We start from the raw sequence: 16,201 nt of genomic DNA, 5'->3' as shown, positions 1-16,201 counted from the left end.
AAACAGAAGCAAAGAACGAGTCGCCGCCCAGGAAGAAGACCCTTACGAAGGACCCCACCCCCCCCCCCCCCCCCCCCCCCCCCCCCCCCCCCCCCCCCCCCCCCCCCCCCCGATTCTGGGGTCCGGAGGGCGGGGGCGGCCCGACCGGCGGCGGCCAGGTCGGTGCTCAGGCGGCGGAGCGGCGGCGGTTGGCGATGATGCGACGGCGTTCGTCCTCGCCCATGCCGCCCCAGACCCCGTACGGCTCCTGCACCGCGAGCGCGTGCTCGCGGCACGGGTCCACGACGGGGCAGCGGGCGCAGAGCTGCTTGGCCTTGTCCTCGCGAGCGGCTCGGGCGGAGCCGCGCTCGTTGTCGGGGTGGAAGAAGACCGCGCTGTCACGGCCTCGGCACAACCCTTCCTTCTGCCAGTCCCAGACGTCGGTCACGGGCTTGGGCAGGCGCGCGGTGCTGGTCATCGGATGAACCCCCTTGCGGTGTCACAGGTGCTTGATCACGGCTTACCCGCTGGTCCCCGGGGGGCAAACGTGGTGCGCCTCATCGGATGGATTACCGGTGGAGGTGGATTACTCCGGTTCCTCCTGCGCCAGCCGCTGGTCGAGGGTCGCGCCCTCGCGCAGCTCGCGCGGCGTGGTGCCGTGGCGGTCGGCGGCGCTCCAGTGCTCGGGCGGCTCGACGCCGCGCTCCAGCGGGTCGACGCCGAGCTCGTCCTCGTCCAGCTGCTCGATCTCGTCCAGCGGGCGTTCGTTCGGATCGGTCATCGCACTCCTCCCGGCGTGGCGAAGGCGCCCTCCAGCTCGGGCGCGACGGACTCGGCCCAGAACGAGAAGAACCGCTCCTGGTCCGGGCCGATCTGGCTCACGTACACCTCGTCGTAGCCCGCGTCGGCGAACTCGCGGACGCGGTCGAGGTACGGCCGCGGGTCGGGCCCGACGGGCAGCGCCGAGGCCACCATGTCCTCGGTGACCAGCGTCGACGCCTGCTCGAAGTGCCGCGGCGTCGGCAGCACCTGGGCCAGCTCGCCGGGCAGCTGCTCGTTCGCCCACAGCCGGTGCGCCGTCTTCACGGCCTCCTCGGCGGACGACGCGTGGCACACCTTGAACCCGGCCTGGGTGGGCTTGCCCTCACCGCCGGCGGCGCGGAACTTCGCCACCAGCGACGCGTCCGGCATGGTGGAGCACAGGCCGTCGCCGATGCGCCCGGCCACCTCCGCCGCCTTCGGCCCGAACGCCGACACGTACACCGGAACGGGTGACGGCGGCACCGTGTAGAGCCGCGCGTTCTCGACCGTGTAGTGCTCGCCGCGGTGGCTGACCTCCTCGCCGGTCCACAGCGCCCGCATCACCTCGACGGCCTCTTCCAGCATCTCCAGCCGTTCCGGCGCGGACGGCCACGGGTCGCCGAAGATGTGCTCGTTCAACGCCTCGCCGGTGCCGACGCCGAGGGTGAACCCGCCCCGGCACTGGACGGCGGCCGTCGCCGCGGCCTGTGCCACCACGGCCGGGTGAATCCGCAGCGTCGGACAGGTGACAGCGGTCGTGACGGGCAAGGAGGTGACCTCCGACAGCGCGCCGATGACGGACCACACGAACGGGCTGTTGCCCTGCTCGCGGTTCCACGGGTGGTAGTGGTCGGAGATCCACAGGCGCTCGAACCCGGCCTGCTCCGCCCACCGCGCCTGCGCCACCAGCTCGCGCGGTCCGTGTTCCTCGCTGGAGAGGAAGTAACCGATGCTGACCATGGCCACCGGTTACCCGCGCAGGAATTCCTGAACCTTGGTCGCCACCCCGCGCCTGACCACGTCCCACGCGTCCGGGTCGCCCTTGAGCATCGCCTCGGCGGTGGCCTTGGCCTGCTCGAACGTCGTGTGCGGCGGGATGGGAGGCAGGTTCGGGTCGCACCGCACGTCCAGCACCACGGGCCGGGCGGCGGACAACGCCTCGTCCCACGCGCCGCCCAGGTCGGCCGGGTCGGACACGTCGATCCCGCCCAACCCGACGGCCCGCGCGAACGCCGCGTAGCCGATGTCGGGCAGCACCTGCGACTCCTCGAACTTCGGCGCGCCGCCCATCGCCCTCAGCTCCCACGTCACCTGGTTGAGGTCGTTGTTGTGCAGCACGCACACCACGCACCGCGGATCCGCCCACTCCTCGTAGTAGCGGGCGATGGTGATCAACTCGGCCAGCCCGTTCATCTGCATCGCGCCGTCGCCGACCAACGCGACAACCGGGCGTTCCGGGTGCGCGAACTTCGCCCCGATCGCGTACGGCACCCCGGCGCCCATCGTCGCCAACGTGCCCGACAACGACCCGCGCATCCGGCCGCGCAACTTGACCAGCCGGGCGTACCAGTTCGCCGCGGACCCCGAGTCGGCGGTCACGATCGCGTCCTCCGGCAACCGGGACGACAGCTCCCACATGATCCGCATGGGGTTCACCGGGTCGGCGTCCACGAAGGACTGCCGCCGCAACGTCTCCCACCACTCGGCCACGTTGCCCTCGACGGTCTCCCGCCAGGTCCGGTCTTCCTTGCGCCGCAGCAACGGCAGCATCGCCCGCAAGGTCGCCCCGGCGTCACCGACGAGGTTCACCTCGGTCGGGTAGCGCATCCCGATGAACCGCCCGTCGACGTCCACCTGCACCGCCCGCGCGCGGCCGAACTCGGGCAGGAACTGCGAGTACGGGAAGCTCGACCCGACGATCAACAACGTGTCGCAGTCCCGCATCAGCTCGTAGCTCGGCCTCGTGCCCAACAACCCGATCGCCCCGGTCACCCACGGCTCGTCGTCGGGCAGCACGTCCTTGCCCAACAACGCCTTCGCCACCCCGGCCCCCAGCACCTCGGCCACCTGGCGAACCTCACCACCGGCCCCGCGCGCCCCCTGCCCGACGAGCACCGCCACGCGCTCCCCCGCGTTCAACACCTCGACCGCGCGTTCGACGTCGTCCGTCGAGGGGACCGCGGTGGCCCACCCCCGGCTGGGGGCGCTGGAGGGCACGTGCTTGAAGGCGTGCTCAGGCGGCGAGTACTCCAACTCCTGGACGTCGGCCGGGATGATCAGCGCCGTGGGCGCCCGCTGCGACTCGGCGGTGCGGATGGCGCGGTCCAGCGCGTTGGGCAACTGCTCGGGGACGGTCACGTCGACCAGGTACTCCGACGCGACGTCCTTGAACAACGAGTGCAGGTCCACTTCCTGCTGATAGCTGCCACCCATCGCGGTGCGCGCGGTCTGCCCGACGATCGCCACCACCGGCACGTGGTCCAACTTCGCGTCGTACAGCCCGTTCAACAGGTGGATCGCCCCGGGCCCCGACGTGGCCATGCACACCCCGACCCGCCCACCGAACTTGGCATAGCCCACGGCCTGCATCGCGGACATCTCCTCGTGCCGCGCCTGCACAAACCTCGGCCGATCGCCACTACGCCCGAAAGCCGAAACCAGCCCGTTGATGCCGTCACCCGGATAGGCGAAGACGTGCTCGACTCCCCAATCACGCAGGCGGCGGAGCACGAAGTCGGCGACGGTGTCGGTCATGGCGTCCTCCCTAGAAAAGAACGGGTTACCCGACCCAACAGCCCTTACCCCCACGCCGCCAAAGGCCTGGGATGGGCAAGCGAGGTTCCTACGGCCGGCGCGCTTGGTGGGCCTGGTGCGGGGGGTGGCTCTGGTGCGGGGGGTGGCTCTGGTGCGGGGGGTGGCTCTGGTGCGGGGGGTGGCTCTGGTGCGGGGGGTGGCTCTGGTGCGGGCTGGCGAGGCAAGCGGGGCGCCACCGACCTGGCAATCGCGGTCGGGCGCGCCTGGCGAGCGCGCAGGGCGCTGGCGGGGGGCGCAGGGCGTGGCGGGGGGGCGCAGGGCGTGGCGGACGCGGCGGGCCTTGGGACGGGTTGGCGGTGAGCCCGGTTGGCGGGGGCGCAAATGGCACCTGACGGCCTGACGGGCGTTGAGGGCTGTGACGGTGGCCGTGGCGGAAACTATGGCTGTTGCCGACGGTCATAGCGACGTCCGCCGCCGCCGGGCCGGCCGTTTTATCCGGCTAACGTGAGAAATGCGGTTTGGGTTGTCCTTGGTTGCACTCTTCGCCCGGTCGAGTGGTCTGCCAACCCCTCACCAACCCCTCACCAACCACCTCACAACCAGCCACAACGGGCCCGCAGCGCCCGCACCTAGGCCCGATTTGACATGGGTTCGGGTGCCATAGGCTGGTCGAAGCCGGGCAGGCTTGGCGGACGCTTTTCCCGCCGGGCCTGCCCGGCTTTGGCCTGCCTGGGGCACCCGTAAGGGCCCCATGTCAAATCGAGCCGGACTGAACCAGGATCCACCCGACCCCCAGCCCAAGACCAAACCCCTACAACGGCAGCAGCAGCCGACCGCCCACCATCAGCGTCCCCACCGCAACCCCGGCGAACAGCAGCACCCACACCAACCCGGGCACCCGCGTGATCCGCGCCAGCTGATCGGCATCGGACTGCCGCGCCAGCCCCCGCATCCGCCGCCGCTGCAACTCACCCACCGGCCGCACCCCGCCCAACAACAAGAACCACGTCACGAACAACGCGAACGCCGCCTGCCACTCCGCCGTCGCGTACCACGACACGGCGAACATCACCGCCCCCGTCACCACGACCGACAGCACGCCGAACGCGTTGCGGATCATGATCAGCATTCCGGCCAGCAACCCGACCGTCGCCCACAGCAACGGCCGGACCTGCTCGGACGTCACCAGGACCGCCGCACCCAACCCGAGCAACGACGGCGTCACGTACCCCGCGAAGTACATCAGCACGACCGCGAACCCGGTCGGCCTGCCACGCGACACGGTGACCCCGGACGTGTCGGAGTTCAGCTTGATGCCCTCCAGCCGCCGGCCGGTGAGCAGCGCGACCAGGGCGTGCCCGGCCTCGTGCGCGATGGTGATGACGTGCCTGCTGTACCGCCACACGCCCGGACTGGCCACCAGGACCAGCGCCAACACGGCGGGAGCCCATTTCGTCAGAGTCGACATCGCCACCCAGCATGCCAGGGGCCGCACCAGGGGCTTGACCTGGACCGCGCTCCAGCATCCAGGCTGACCGCCATGAGACGACAGCGCATCGGTTCACTGGAGGTCGGCGCCCTGGCGCTGGGCACGCTGCCGTTCGGCACCTCAGTCGACCAGCAGACCTCGTTCGCGATCATGGACCGCTTCGCCGAGGCGGGCGGCACGTTCCTGGACACGGCCAACAACTACGTGTTCTGGGACGGTGGCACGGGCGACGAGAGCGAGCACATGGTCGGTCGCTGGCTGGCCGCGCGCGGCAACCGCGACGACATGGTCGTGGCCACCAAGATGGGCGCGCGGCCGTTGACGCCGGGCACCGGGCTGGAGAACGCCGAGGGCCTGGCCGGCGACACGGTCCGCCGCGCCGCCGCCGCGAGCCTGGCACGGCTGGGCATCGACCACATCGACCTCTACTACAGCCACATCGAGGACCGCAGCGTCACGCTGGAGGACACCCTCGGCGGGTTCGCGTCCCTCGTCGAAGCCGGCACGGTGCGCGAGATCGGCGCCAGCAACCACGCCACGTGGCGCTTCGACCGGGCACGGGCGGTCTCGCGGGCCAACGGCTGGCCGCTCTACAACGCCGTGCAGCAGCGGTACAGCTACCTCCGCCCGCGGCCGGGTGTGAAGCTGCCCGAGGGCGGTCACGTGCACATGACCGCCGAGCTGCTCGACTACGCGCGGGCGGAGGGCGACGTCACGCTCGTGGCGTACTCGGCGCTGCTCTCGGGCAGGTACCGGGACAAGCCGCTGGGCGAGGCGTACGACCACCCCGGCACCACTCGGCGGCTGAAGGTGCTGCACGAGGTCGCGGCGGAGCTCGGCGCCACCGTCAACCAGGTCGTGCTCGCGTGGCTGATGCGGCAGGACATCATCCCGCTGGTGGGCGCCACCTCGCTCGCACAGCTGGAGGAGACCCTGGGCGCGCTGGAGATCAAACTGGACGACGACCAGGTGGACCGCATGGACTCAGCGGCCTGACCCCGCACGAGCCGGCAACGCACGAGCCGGCAACGCACGAGCCGGCAACGCACGACGGTGCACGGTCCGCTCGGGACCGTGCACCGCACGTCTTACCGTCAGCGCATCAGGATCGGTTGCACAACCGACTGACCGCGAACGTCACCGGCTGAACCGCGACTTGTGCTGCTCCGCGATGGCCGGGTCGATCGGCTGGACCGGCCGCGGGTTCACGGTCGGGTCCACCGACTCGATCCGCTGGTCGCGGTGCGCGCCGTGCGGCACGTCGTCGGTGCGCTGCGCCGGCATCTCCTGCGTCACCGGATCGGCCTTGGGGTCGCGAATGCTCGCTTCCCGCTCGTACCGGGCCTGCTCCCGACGCCGCTCCGCCTCCCCGGGACCACCAAGAGCGGCAGGATCGACCATCGGGGCGATCGGCTCGCCGGTGCGCGTGTCGACCGGCTCCTCCGGCACGATCTTCCGCCGCGCCGGCAGCACCGCGATCAGCAGACCGACGGCGGCGAGGCCGAGGTGCAGCCAGTTGTCGTTGACGTTGAGCGCCAGCGGGTTGCCGAGGCCGGCGACCGGGTTGGTGGAGAACACCCCGGCCAGGGCCAGGCCCCACAGCAGCACTGCGCCGTAGCCGAGGAACAGGATCCAGCCGTACAGCCGGGCCAGGCCGGACGTGCTCGCCATCAGCAGGCCGAGCACGCCGAACGCCAGGTGGACCACGTTGTGCAGCGGGTTCAGCGCGAACCCGAGCAGCATCGCGTGCTGGTCGCCCGCGAAGTCGCCGAACCCCGTGCGCACGAAGCCCAGCACACCCAACGCGAGGAAGACCAAACCGACCAGGCCTGCGAGCACCTGGGCGGGTTGCAGGCCCGCGACCTTGACGCGACCGACCGTCGAGTGGTGGGTCATCTCGCCCTCCAACTGAGGACCACGAGCCCGTCTGACCGGGCTCCGGACGCCCACCGACTACCCGTCGCGCCTGAACCGCAAACAGCCCGCCGCCGCCCGGGCCCGGTTCTTGGGCCGAATGGCGGCGGGGGACGGGCGCACGAACCCGTCCCCCCTTTCCCGACAGGAGTCACACGCCCCGTCGTGCCGGGGTTTATCCGCCCCGACCCACCCCATGAAGGTCGGGCCGCCAGTGCCACGCCAAATGCGCGCCGATCATTACGGCCAATAGACCGATAAGTTTTTCGAATAATCACGCACCGTATCGTCTTATTGACGTACGGGCAGGTCAGGAGCGCTGGCCCCGGTCACCGGACGCACGCGTCGCGGAGCCGTTCCACTCGGTCTCCCTGCTGTTCACGAAGGTCCCCTTTGTGGTTCGTCGAACACCACCGCGGTGTCGGTACGACTATCTCCGAACAAGCCGCTCACGTCAAAGGAATTTCGGCGTTCGCGAATTGGTCGGACCGACCTCCGAGACCATCGGGCACGATCGCTTGACCTCGACTTAACTCGAACTCCTAGCGTGGCGCGCAGGACTTCAGAGGGGATCAAGTGATGCACGCCATCGTTCAGCACGAGTTCGGTCCGGCCGAGAACCTGCGCTACGAGCAGGCGCCGGACCCGGAGCCGGCCGCGGGCCAGGTGCGGGTCGCGGTGTCCGCGGCCGGGGTGCACCTGCTCGACACGGCGATCCGCCGGGGTGAGCACGGCGGGCCGTTCCCGCTGCCCGCGCTGCCCATGACGCCGGGCCGGGAGGTCGCGGGGGTCGTCACCGCGCTGGGTGACGGGGTCGAGCCGCACTGGCTGGGCAAGCGCGTCGTCGCGCACCTCGGCCAGGCCAGCGGCGGGTACGCGGAGCAGGCCGTGGCGAACGCCGCCTCGCTGCACGAGCTGCCCGACCACGTGTCCGACGACGCGGCCGTGGCCATGATCGGCACCGGCCGCACCGCCGTCGGCGTGCTGCGCATCGCCGAGCTCACCGCCGACGACGTGGTCCTGGTGACCGCGGCGGCGGGCGGGCTCGGCGCGTTGTTCGTGCAGGAGGCCAAGGCGGTCGGGGCCAAGGTGGTCGGCGTGGCGAGCACCGCCAAGCTGGACCTGGTCCGCGAGCTGGGCGCGGACGTGGTGGCCGACTACACGCGCCCGGACTGGGACGAGGGCATCGGGCAGGTCACCGTCGTGCTCGACGGCGTCGGCGGTGAGGCCGGCCGCAAGTCGCTGGAGCTGCTCGGCGTCGGCGGCCGGATCCTGCTGTTCGGCTGGTCGGCGGGCGAGCCCACCGCCATCGACACCTCGGACCTCTACCGCCTCGGCATCACCGCGTCGGTCGTCGTCGGGCCGCGGATGATGAAGGGCACGAACCTGCGCGGGCTGGAGGAGCTGTCGATGCGCGCGCTGGCCGAGGGCAGGCTCACCCCGCTGACCACGACGTTCCCGCTCAGCGAGGCCGCCAAGGCGCACGCCGCGCTGGAGGGCCGCGCCACCGTGGGCAAGGTCGTGCTCAAGCCCTGACCCCCGACACCGGTGAGGCCCCCGCGCGCGAGGGCCTCACCGGTCACCCCCGGCTACACCGGCACCGTGACGATCCGCTCGTCGTCGAAGTTGCGCACCTCGATCGCCGCGACGTCCTCGGGCGCGATGAGCGCCGAGCCGTCGAGGTTGGTGCCGTCCTCCTCACCGGCCGCCGAGACGAGCCAGCTGCCCGCCTCCGCCGTCCGGCCGTCCTTCGCCACGACGATCAGCCTGCACTTCTCGTCCTGCGCGACGCCCGCGACGGAGGCGTTCACCCGCACCCACCCGGCGGCGGGCCTGACCTGCACGGTCATCCGCGCGCCGGTGACCGGGTCGGTGGCCGACCCGAGCTTCGTCCCGGCGGGCGGCGCGGGCGCGGTCGTCGTCCCCGGCACGGCGCCCACGTCGGGCGCGGTGCCGCGGCCGACCGCGAAACCACCGCCGAGCACGACCGCGGCCGCGGCCGCCGCGACCAGCCCCAGGCCGACCTGGCGGCGGCGCAGCCGGGCGCCGCGCTCGGACCGCACCTGCCGCAGCGTGCGCCGCAGCAGCAGCTCGCCGTCCTCGGGCGGGCCGTCGAGCAACGCCTCGGGCGGCACGTCGCCCATGGCCTCCTCCATCGCTCGCAGCTCGGCCAACTCCTCGTCGCACCGCGGGCAGGACGCCAAGTGGTCCTCCACCGCACGTGCCTCCCGCTCGTCGAGCGCGCCCAGCACGTATGCGCCGAGCAGCTGTGGATCGTGGTTCGTGGTCATCCGGCCACCCCCTTCAGCGCGACCTGTTGCCCGACGAACGTCTCTCGCAACGCCCGCAGCGCGTAGTGGGATCTCGACTTCACCGTGCCCGGCGGCACCCCTAACGCCTCGGCCGCCTCCGTCACGCTCCGGCCGCGGAAGTAGATCTCCATGAGCACGTCGCGGTGGTCGGACGACAGCCGGTCCAGCGCTTCGAGCACCACCACCGAGTCGACGACGGAGTCCGCGTGGTCGCGTTGCACCGGCGTGGCCGTGGGCGCCTCCGCCACCTCCTGGGGCCGGGCCGCCTTCGCCCGGAACCGGTCGGTGACGATGTTGCGCGCCACCGTGAGCAGCCACCCCCGGACCGAGCCCTTGCCGTTCACCAAGGCGTCCGGGTGCCGCCACGCGCGCACGAGGGTTTCCTGGACGACGTCCTCGGCCGACGCCCGATCGCCGGTCAGCCGCGTCGCGTACGCGAGCAGCGCCCGACCGTGCTCCTCGTAGAGGGATCGGATCAGTGCCTCGTCGGCCGCGGCCTCCCGTTTCCGGGACCACAGAGCCGCCATCCACCCACTCCTCTCGTCAACTCCCTCCCCGGACACGGACGCCGGCCGGGTTCGGTTCACCTCGGGGCGGGACGAGTTTCGCGGGTGTGCCCGCAGCCGCACCGGGCGACCGCCGCGACGGCCAAGTGGGTACGATCACCGCGGGCCCGAAATTCCGGACGGAACGGAATAGCCCAGCTCGGCACGACACTTCGGTAATCTCCCCCGACCGGGTGGGCAGAATTGCGTCACCGGCAATATCCGAAAACGACCGCGTGACGACACCAAAGGGCACTGACCAGGCACTATGCCTGCCTCCACGAGGGTAAGCACAATGACCGCGGGCACGCTACTCCGCACCTGTGGACCGTGGACAAGCCGGAAACACGTGGGTAGCTTCCGCCGGGCACGTCGACCTGAAGGTCGACGGACATCCGACGAGAGGGATTGTCGATGAAACCCAGGAATGTGATCGCGACGCTCTTAATGGTGCTCGGATTGGTCCTGTCCACCGCCCCCGGCGCGATGGCGATCAGCGACGCCTGGTCGCACCCGGACGGTGTCGCCCGGATGAGCTACGACGACAGTGGTGACATCTACAAGATCTGCGACACCAAGACCGACGACGTCGGGGTGTCCGGCCGGCTCAACGTCCGGCAGCGGGACGGCAGCTGGAACCACTTCGCCTGGATCCGGGACGGCAACGGCAACAACGACGACTGCACCTCCAACAACGTGGACGTGCTCCTCGAGAACGCCGACTACACGTTCACGATCTGCCAGCAGAACACCAGCGACGGCGCCCGGTACAACTGCGCCACGTCGCCGCGCATCAAGGGCGAGGACGACTGACCGGTCGCCGGGCTAGGCGCAGGTCTCGCCGGCGTTCAGGCAGGACGTGACGCGGTCCATCAGCCCGACCGGCATGACGTTGACGAACATCGCGTGGTCCGTGCGCGGGTCGCGCCGCTGCTCGGGGAAGCTGTCGAGGGCGTAGGGCCGCCCGGCCGGCACGTCGTAGGCGACGCGCAAGCGCAGCTTCGGCACCGGGAACGTGCCCGGCCGGCACACCCCGTTCGACCCGGGGAACTCGGCGTGCGCCCGGTGGCTCGGGCTGTCGGTGTTGCGGCCGTCCCAGCAGCTCGGGAAGTCGAACGTGCGCAGCACCGCGCTGCCCGGCGCGCACTCCGGGTAGCGGTCGGTGTGCCGGTCCTCGAACCCGGTGCAGCTCCACCGCGCCCGGCCGCGGCCGCTGGTCAGCGCGGCCGGGTCGCCGGTGATCATGCGCAGGAACCTCGGCATCGGCACGACCTCGCTGACCGGGCTGCCGGTGAACGTGATCTCCACCCTCGACGGCGGCAGCACCTCGCCGGTGTTGCCGTGCGCGCCGCCGCCGGGCGCGTGCTCGTCGTGCCCGGTCCGGTCGGTCAGCCGCAGCACCGGCCAGTAGTAGGTGGACCGGTCCTCCGCCGGGCAGGTGGTCCCGGCGGCGGCCAGCGAGTCGTCGGTGGAGCCCGCGTTCGTGCTCAGGTTGCCGACGTACTCGTGGGTGTGGTGCGCGCCGGACGGCTGACCCGGCGCGATGACCATGTTGTCGGCGTTGAGGTGGCGTGGTTCGTTGCGCCCGCAGTCGACGCGGAACGTGCCGGTGGACGCGTCCTGGGTGGTGGTGACCGACTCGACCGCCACCGGCACCTCGTCGATGGCCACGGTGCGGCCGTCCGCGCAGCCCGCCGCCAGCACGAGCACCAGCAGCAGCGGCGACCACCTCACGGCCCACAGCTTATTCGGACGCCGGGCGTGCGACGCGCGCCTCTGCCCGAGTGGGCAGATCAGGGCACCGGGGTCGGCGAGGTGACCAGGACGCGGCCGTCCTCGGTGACGACGCTGACGGCGGCGAGCTCGTCCGGGTCGACCACGGCGGCGCCCGCCAGGGCGGTGTCGCCGCGCCGCGAGGCGATCCAGCCGCCCGCCGCGTAACGCAGGCCGCGCACGTCGGTGACCACGAGCCGGCACCGCTCCCCCGCGTCGACGCCGGCCACCACCGCGCTCAGCCGCACCCAGCCGTCGGCGGGCGTCACCGTCGTGGTCAGCCGCACGCCGTCGGCCGCGGTGGCGTCCAGCAACCGCTGCCCGGGCGCGCTGCGCCGGCCGAGGTGGACCCCGCCGGCCAGCACCGCGACGGCGAGCGCGGTGCTCACCGCCGCGACGACGCCACCGCGGCGGCCGCGGTCGCGCGCCCGCTCCGCGCGGACCTGGCGCAGCGCGCGTTCGAGGATCGGGTCGCGCATCTCTTCCCGTTCGGCTCGGGCTCGGACGTGTCCCGAGCGGCAGTCATGACACGTGCCCGCGGGACGTCCGGTTCACCGGCCCGACACGCGACGAGGCGGCCCCGGGTCGACCGGGACCGCCTCGCGCGCGGTCGGGACCGCTCAGTTCAGCTGCACCCGGAGGATGCGGCTGTTGGAGTTGTTCGGCGTGCTGTCCCGGTCGTCGCTGGTGGTCAGCCAGAGGCTGCCGTCCGGCGCGGGCTCGACGGTGCGCAGCCGGCCGTACGTGCCCTGGAAGTGGGTCGTCTCCGAGCCGACCGACGTGCCGCTGATGACCATCCGGTAGAGCCTGCTGCCGCGCAGCGTGGCCATGTACAGGGCGTTGTTGACGATGGCGATGCCGCTGGGCGAGGCGCTCGCCGTGCTCCACGTCCGCTTCGGCGCGACGTAGCCGGAGCAGTTGCCCGACGTGCCCTCGCACGACGGCCAGCCGTAGTTGCCGCCGCGCTCGGACAGGTTCAGCTCGTCCATGATCGTGTTGCCCAGCTCGGCCTGCCACAGCCTGCCCTGGCCGTCGAACGCCAGGCCCTGCACGTTGCGGTGCCCGTAGGTCCACACGTACCGGGCGTTGCCGCCGTTGCCGTAGAACGGGTTGTCGGTCGGCGCGGAGCCGTCGGCGTTGAGCCGCAACACCTTGCCGCCCAGGTTGGACAGGTCCTGCGCCCAGTTGGCGTTCTGGCCGTCGCCGGTGCCCGCGTACAGCTTGCCGTCCGGGCCGAACCGCAGCCGGCCGCCGTTGTGGTAGCGGTTGCGCGGGATGCCCGTGAGCAGCACCTGCAACGACGACTGCACCAGCGCGTTGTTCTGCACCTTCATCCGCACGATCCGGTTGTCGTTCGCGGCCGTGTGGTAGATGTACAGGTAGTTGTCGGAGGCGAAGGTCGGCGACACCTCGATGCCCAGCAGGCCGCCTTCACCGTTCGTCGTGACGACGTTCGGCACCGTGCCCAGGGTGGTCCTCACTCCGGACGGCGACAGCTTGACGATGTCGAACGCGTCGCGCCGCGAGTAGACGCCCGACCCGTCGGGCAGGAAGTCCAAGCCCCACGGCACGTCGTTGTCCGTCGCCAGCTGCGTCACCGCGCCGACCTGGTCGCCGCCGGACGACGTGGTGGCGGTGATCGCCATGCTCCAGTCGGACACGTTGCCCACCGCGTCGTACGCCCGCACGTTCATCAGGTACGAGGTGTTCGGGCTGCGCCCGCCGATGGTGGCCGACGTGCCCGTGGTCTCGCCCACCGGCGCGCCGCCCGCGAGGACCTCGTAGCGGGTCACGCCGACGTTGTCGGTGGACGGGTTCCACGCCAGCGACACGGAGTTCGCGGTGACGCCCGTGACGCGCAGCCCCGTGGGGGTGGTCGGCCGCTCGGTGTCGGCCTGCGCGGGCGGTGTGGTCACCTCGAGGTTGTTGCCCGCCTGGGAGATGTTGCCCGCGGCGTCCTTGGCGTTGACGTAGTAGACGTACGAGCCGTTGGGGTTCAGGCCGGTGATCGTGGTGGACGTGCCGGTGACGGACTTGACGAACTGGCCCCGCTGGTAGACCTCGTAGGACGTCACGCCGACGTTGTCGGTCGCCGGGTCCCAGGCCAGGTCGACCGACGTGGGCGTGACGTTGGCCGAGCGCAGGTTCGCCGGCGGTGACGGCGGCGTGGTGTCCGCCTGCCCGGTCTCGCCGAACACCTGGAACTCCTGCAACGAGTAGCCGTAGTAGGACGCCGTGCGGCAGCGCGTCGTGCCGTACATCCGGACGTAACGACCGCTTCCGCTCACCACGAGGTCTTCCACGCCGCCCGCGCCGTTCGCGGTGGTGTGGACGCTGGTCCACGTGCTCGCGTTCGACGACGTCTCGAGCCGGTAGCCGCGCGCGCACGACAGGTCCCACTGGAGCCGGACCCTCGTGATCGTCGCCACCGCGCCGAGGTCGACCTGGATCCACGACGGGTCGATGCCGCCCTGGCTGGCCCAGCGGGTGGCGGAGTTGCCGTCCACCGCCGCCGAGGGCGCGAAGCCGGAACTGCCGGAAGAGGACGCGGTGGCCGGTTTTCCTTGGGAGAGCAGGACGGGAGCCGCGCTCGCGGGCGCGGCGGACACCAGGGCGGACGCCACCACGGCGAGCGCGGTGGCGAGCGAGCCGAGCGAGGTCGACCAGGCTCTCCTGGTACGGGGTGCCACAGATGCCTCCACAGTCGTTGACGACTCCCCCGGAACCCCGGGGGATTGGCGCGGCGGCGGCGGCAGATGAGGACGGGACGTGCGCGAGCGTCAGGGTCTGAGTTTGCGGAACTTGCGCAACTGTCGACCCCCGAGCCGGTCGCGTGTCGTCATTCGTCCTGCTACCTGAAACGGTAAGGGCTTTCCCCACCAGCGTCCAGTGGTGTCCCGGTTGGAGAGGGGGAGCGGATGCGCCCGACGTCGCGGTTCCGCCGACCCGCCGCGCTCCTGCCCGCCACGCTCCGACCCGCCGAGGTCCGGCCCGCCGCGCTCCTGCCCGGCTGATGGACGAGCCACTGTCCAATCCGGACGCTTCGTTGCGGCTGGCGGTGCGCGCCGAGATCCGCCATCCGCACCGGTCGCTCGGGCTGACCACCGTGTACGTCACGCACGACCAGGAGGAGGCGTTGGCGCCGGCCGACCGGCTCGTGGTGCTGCGCGACGGCGCCGTGCAGCAGGTCGGGTCGCCCGAGGAGGTCTGCGCGCACCGTGGTCATCCCGTGAAGGGCTCGGCGACGAGACGGCCCCACAGCACGAAGGCCAGCAGCGCGAGGTACACGAAGTCCACCACCATCAGCTTGAACTCCCCACGCCGGAAGCGGACGACCGCCGCGCCGACCATGATGACCATCAGGCCGAAGGCGGCCGACGGCACCAGGACCGGCACGACGTCGAGCACGGCGGGCAGGACCAGCCCCAACGCGCCCAGCATCTCCAACACCCCGATGGCCTTGATGGAGCCGGCGCTCCAGTCCTCGGTCCACGCCGCGCTGTGCCCGGTGGCGGCTATCTTCTGCTTGGACAGGACGAGCTTGCCGCCGCCGCCGAAGAAGTAGGCGGCGGCGAGCACGCCGGTGACGATCCACAGGGCGAGGTTCATGGCGTTCCTCCTGGTCGAGCGACTTGTCGACCAGGAGACGCCGGTGTCGCGAGCCCTGTGACAGGCCGGTCGCGTGACGCGCGTTACACGGGGTCGGACCGGTGGCGGACGAACAGGAGCGACCGATGGGCAGCACGGCGGAGACGCGTCCCGCGACCGAGGCGTTCGTCGCCCACCGCAACCTGCTCTTCACCGTCGCCTACCAGCTGCTCGGCTCGGCCGCCGACGCCGAGGACGTCGTCCAGGAGACCTGGCTGCGGTGGACGGGCGTCGACCTCGACACCGTGCGCGACCAGCGCGCGTACCTGGTCCGGATCGTCACCCGCCAGGCGCTCACCCGGCTGCGCGCGCTCGGCAGGCGCAAGGAGTCCTACGTCGGCCCCTGGCTGCCCGAGCCGCTGCTGACCACGCCCGACGTCGCCGAGGACGTGGAGCTGGCCGACAGCGTCTCGATGGCGATGCTGCTGGTGCTGGAGACGCTCGCGCCGACCGAGCGGGCGGTGTTCGTGCTGCGCGACGTGTTCGACGTCGGCTACGACGAGATCGCCGAAGCCGTCGACAAGACCCCGGCCGCGGTGCGCCAGATCGCGCACCGGGCCAGGGCCCACGTCGCCGAGCGCCGGCCGCGCGGTGGCACCGACCCGGCCGAGGCCAGGGCCGCGCTCGCGGCGTTCCAGCGGGCGGTCGAGACCGGTGACCTGCAGAGCCTGCTCGACGTGCTCGCGCCGGACGTCGTCATCCTCAGCGACGCCGGCGGGCTCAAGCAGGCCGCGCGCAAGCCCGTCGTCGGCGCGGACAAGGTGGCCCGCTTCCTGGCCGCCCGCTGGGACATCGTCGGCACGCGGACGACGGCCGAGCCCGCGCAGCTCAACGGCGGCCCGGCGGTGATCCTCCGGCTCGACGGCGAGCTGGACGGCGTCGTGGCGGCGCGGGTCGAGGACGGCCTGATCACCGGGCTCTACTTCATGCGCAACCCGGAGAAGCTGTCGCACGTGGAGCGGGAGACCGCCCTGAGCCGGTGACGG

The 16,201-nt window shown here is 71.6% G+C and carries 16 protein-coding genes and 1 pseudogene; 5 read left to right on the top strand and 12 right to left on the bottom strand.

Features of this window, described 5'->3' with window-relative positions:
* Positions 1-166: 166 nt before the first annotated feature.
* The 5 genes from ACZ7GX_RS36985 to ACZ7GX_RS36965 form a co-directional block, all read right to left on the bottom strand.
* The gene (locus ACZ7GX_RS36985) at positions 167-457 is read right to left on the bottom strand and encodes a WhiB family transcriptional regulator (protein ID WP_053720850.1); all 291 of its coding nucleotides are present in this window, start codon (positions 455-457) and stop codon (positions 167-169) included.
* A 108-nt stretch (positions 458-565) separates the two neighbouring features.
* Entirely contained in the window at positions 566-760 is a 195-nt protein-coding gene (locus tag ACZ7GX_RS36980) for a hypothetical protein (RefSeq protein ID WP_498783899.1), read from the bottom strand.
* Positions 757-1,740: a TIGR03557 family F420-dependent LLM class oxidoreductase gene (locus ACZ7GX_RS36975; RefSeq protein WP_498783897.1), complete on the bottom strand. Its 984-nt coding sequence runs from the start codon at positions 1,738-1,740 to the stop codon at positions 757-759. Before ACZ7GX_RS36975 ends, ACZ7GX_RS36980 begins: the two co-directional genes overlap by 4 nt.
* 9 nt (positions 1,741-1,749) lie before the next feature.
* On the bottom strand, positions 1,750-3,534 hold the full coding sequence (locus ACZ7GX_RS36970; RefSeq protein WP_498783895.1) for a thiamine pyrophosphate-requiring protein: 1,785 nt from the start codon (positions 3,532-3,534) through the stop codon (positions 1,750-1,752).
* Between the two features lie 811 nt (positions 3,535-4,345).
* Complete coding sequence (locus ACZ7GX_RS36965) at positions 4,346-5,002, bottom strand: M50 family metallopeptidase (RefSeq protein WP_498783893.1); 657 nt, start codon at positions 5,000-5,002, stop codon at positions 4,346-4,348.
* A 72-nt stretch (positions 5,003-5,074) separates the two neighbouring features.
* Between ACZ7GX_RS36965 and ACZ7GX_RS36960 the strand changes: the two genes are divergently transcribed.
* Entirely contained in the window at positions 5,075-6,019 is a 945-nt protein-coding gene (locus tag ACZ7GX_RS36960; RefSeq protein ID WP_498783891.1) for an aldo/keto reductase, read from the top strand.
* Between the two features lie 141 nt (positions 6,020-6,160).
* Here the strand turns inward: ACZ7GX_RS36960 and ACZ7GX_RS36955 are convergent, their stop codons facing one another.
* Positions 6,161-6,919 carry a DUF4383 domain-containing protein gene (locus ACZ7GX_RS36955; RefSeq protein WP_498783890.1) on the bottom strand — a complete coding sequence of 253 codons (759 nt, stop codon included), beginning with the start codon at positions 6,917-6,919 and terminating at the stop codon, positions 6,161-6,163.
* A gap of 597 nt (positions 6,920-7,516) precedes the next feature.
* On the opposite strand from ACZ7GX_RS36955, the gene ACZ7GX_RS36950 reads away from it, so the two are divergent.
* A complete protein-coding gene (locus ACZ7GX_RS36950; RefSeq protein WP_498783888.1) occupies positions 7,517-8,473 on the top strand; it encodes a zinc-binding dehydrogenase in 957 nt (318 codons plus the stop codon).
* 53 nt (positions 8,474-8,526) lie between these two features.
* Here the strand turns inward: ACZ7GX_RS36950 and ACZ7GX_RS36945 are convergent, their stop codons facing one another.
* Positions 8,527-9,228 carry an anti-sigma factor family protein gene (locus tag ACZ7GX_RS36945; RefSeq protein ID WP_498783886.1) on the bottom strand — a complete coding sequence of 234 codons (702 nt, stop codon included), beginning with the start codon at positions 9,226-9,228 and terminating at the stop codon, positions 8,527-8,529.
* Positions 9,225-9,776 (bottom strand): sigma-70 family RNA polymerase sigma factor, encoded by a 552-nt coding sequence (locus ACZ7GX_RS36940; RefSeq protein WP_498783884.1) that lies wholly within the window; start codon positions 9,774-9,776, stop codon positions 9,225-9,227. The genes ACZ7GX_RS36945 and ACZ7GX_RS36940 overlap by 4 nt, the downstream gene beginning before the upstream one ends.
* A 468-nt stretch (positions 9,777-10,244) precedes the next feature.
* Between ACZ7GX_RS36940 and ACZ7GX_RS36935 the strand changes: the two genes are divergently transcribed.
* Positions 10,245-10,607: a hypothetical protein gene (locus tag ACZ7GX_RS36935; protein WP_498783882.1), complete on the top strand. Its 363-nt coding sequence runs from the start codon at positions 10,245-10,247 to the stop codon at positions 10,605-10,607.
* Positions 10,608-10,619: 12 nt separating this feature from the next.
* Here the strand turns inward: ACZ7GX_RS36935 and ACZ7GX_RS36930 are convergent, their stop codons facing one another.
* The 3 genes from ACZ7GX_RS36930 to ACZ7GX_RS36920 all read right to left on the bottom strand — a co-directional run bounded on the left by ACZ7GX_RS36930 (position 10,620) and on the right by ACZ7GX_RS36920 (position 14,257).
* A complete protein-coding gene (locus ACZ7GX_RS36930; RefSeq protein WP_498783880.1) occupies positions 10,620-11,528 on the bottom strand; it encodes a DUF1996 domain-containing protein in 909 nt (302 codons plus the stop codon).
* A 59-nt stretch (positions 11,529-11,587) separates the two neighbouring features.
* Positions 11,588-12,046 (bottom strand): hypothetical protein, encoded by a 459-nt coding sequence (locus ACZ7GX_RS36925; protein ID WP_498783878.1) that lies wholly within the window; start codon positions 12,044-12,046, stop codon positions 11,588-11,590.
* 141 nt (positions 12,047-12,187) lie between these two features.
* A complete protein-coding gene (locus ACZ7GX_RS36920; protein WP_498783876.1) occupies positions 12,188-14,257 on the bottom strand; it encodes a PQQ-dependent sugar dehydrogenase in 2,070 nt (689 codons plus the stop codon).
* A 311-nt stretch (positions 14,258-14,568) separates the two neighbouring features.
* On the opposite strand from ACZ7GX_RS36920, the pseudogene ACZ7GX_RS36915 reads away from it, so the two are divergent.
* Positions 14,569-14,781 (top strand): annotated as a pseudogene (locus ACZ7GX_RS36915) (spermidine/putrescine ABC transporter ATP-binding protein); the annotation flags it as partial.
* A gap of 8 nt (positions 14,782-14,789) precedes the next feature.
* On the opposite strand, the gene ACZ7GX_RS36910 reads toward ACZ7GX_RS36915, so the two are convergent.
* Positions 14,790-15,176, bottom strand: coding sequence for a DoxX family protein (locus tag ACZ7GX_RS36910; protein ID WP_498783874.1), 387 nt, complete (start codon positions 15,174-15,176; stop codon positions 14,790-14,792).
* A gap of 125 nt (positions 15,177-15,301) precedes the next feature.
* On the opposite strand from ACZ7GX_RS36910, the gene ACZ7GX_RS36905 reads away from it, so the two are divergent.
* Positions 15,302-16,198, top strand: coding sequence for an RNA polymerase sigma-70 factor (locus tag ACZ7GX_RS36905; protein ID WP_498783872.1), 897 nt, complete (start codon positions 15,302-15,304; stop codon positions 16,196-16,198).
* Positions 16,199-16,201 lie beyond the last annotated feature (3 nt).

The organism is Actinosynnema sp. NPDC037264 (genome assembly GCF_055603705.1).
The sequence above is the reverse complement of the archived record's forward strand: the minus strand, read 5'-3'. Positions and strand labels throughout refer to the sequence as shown.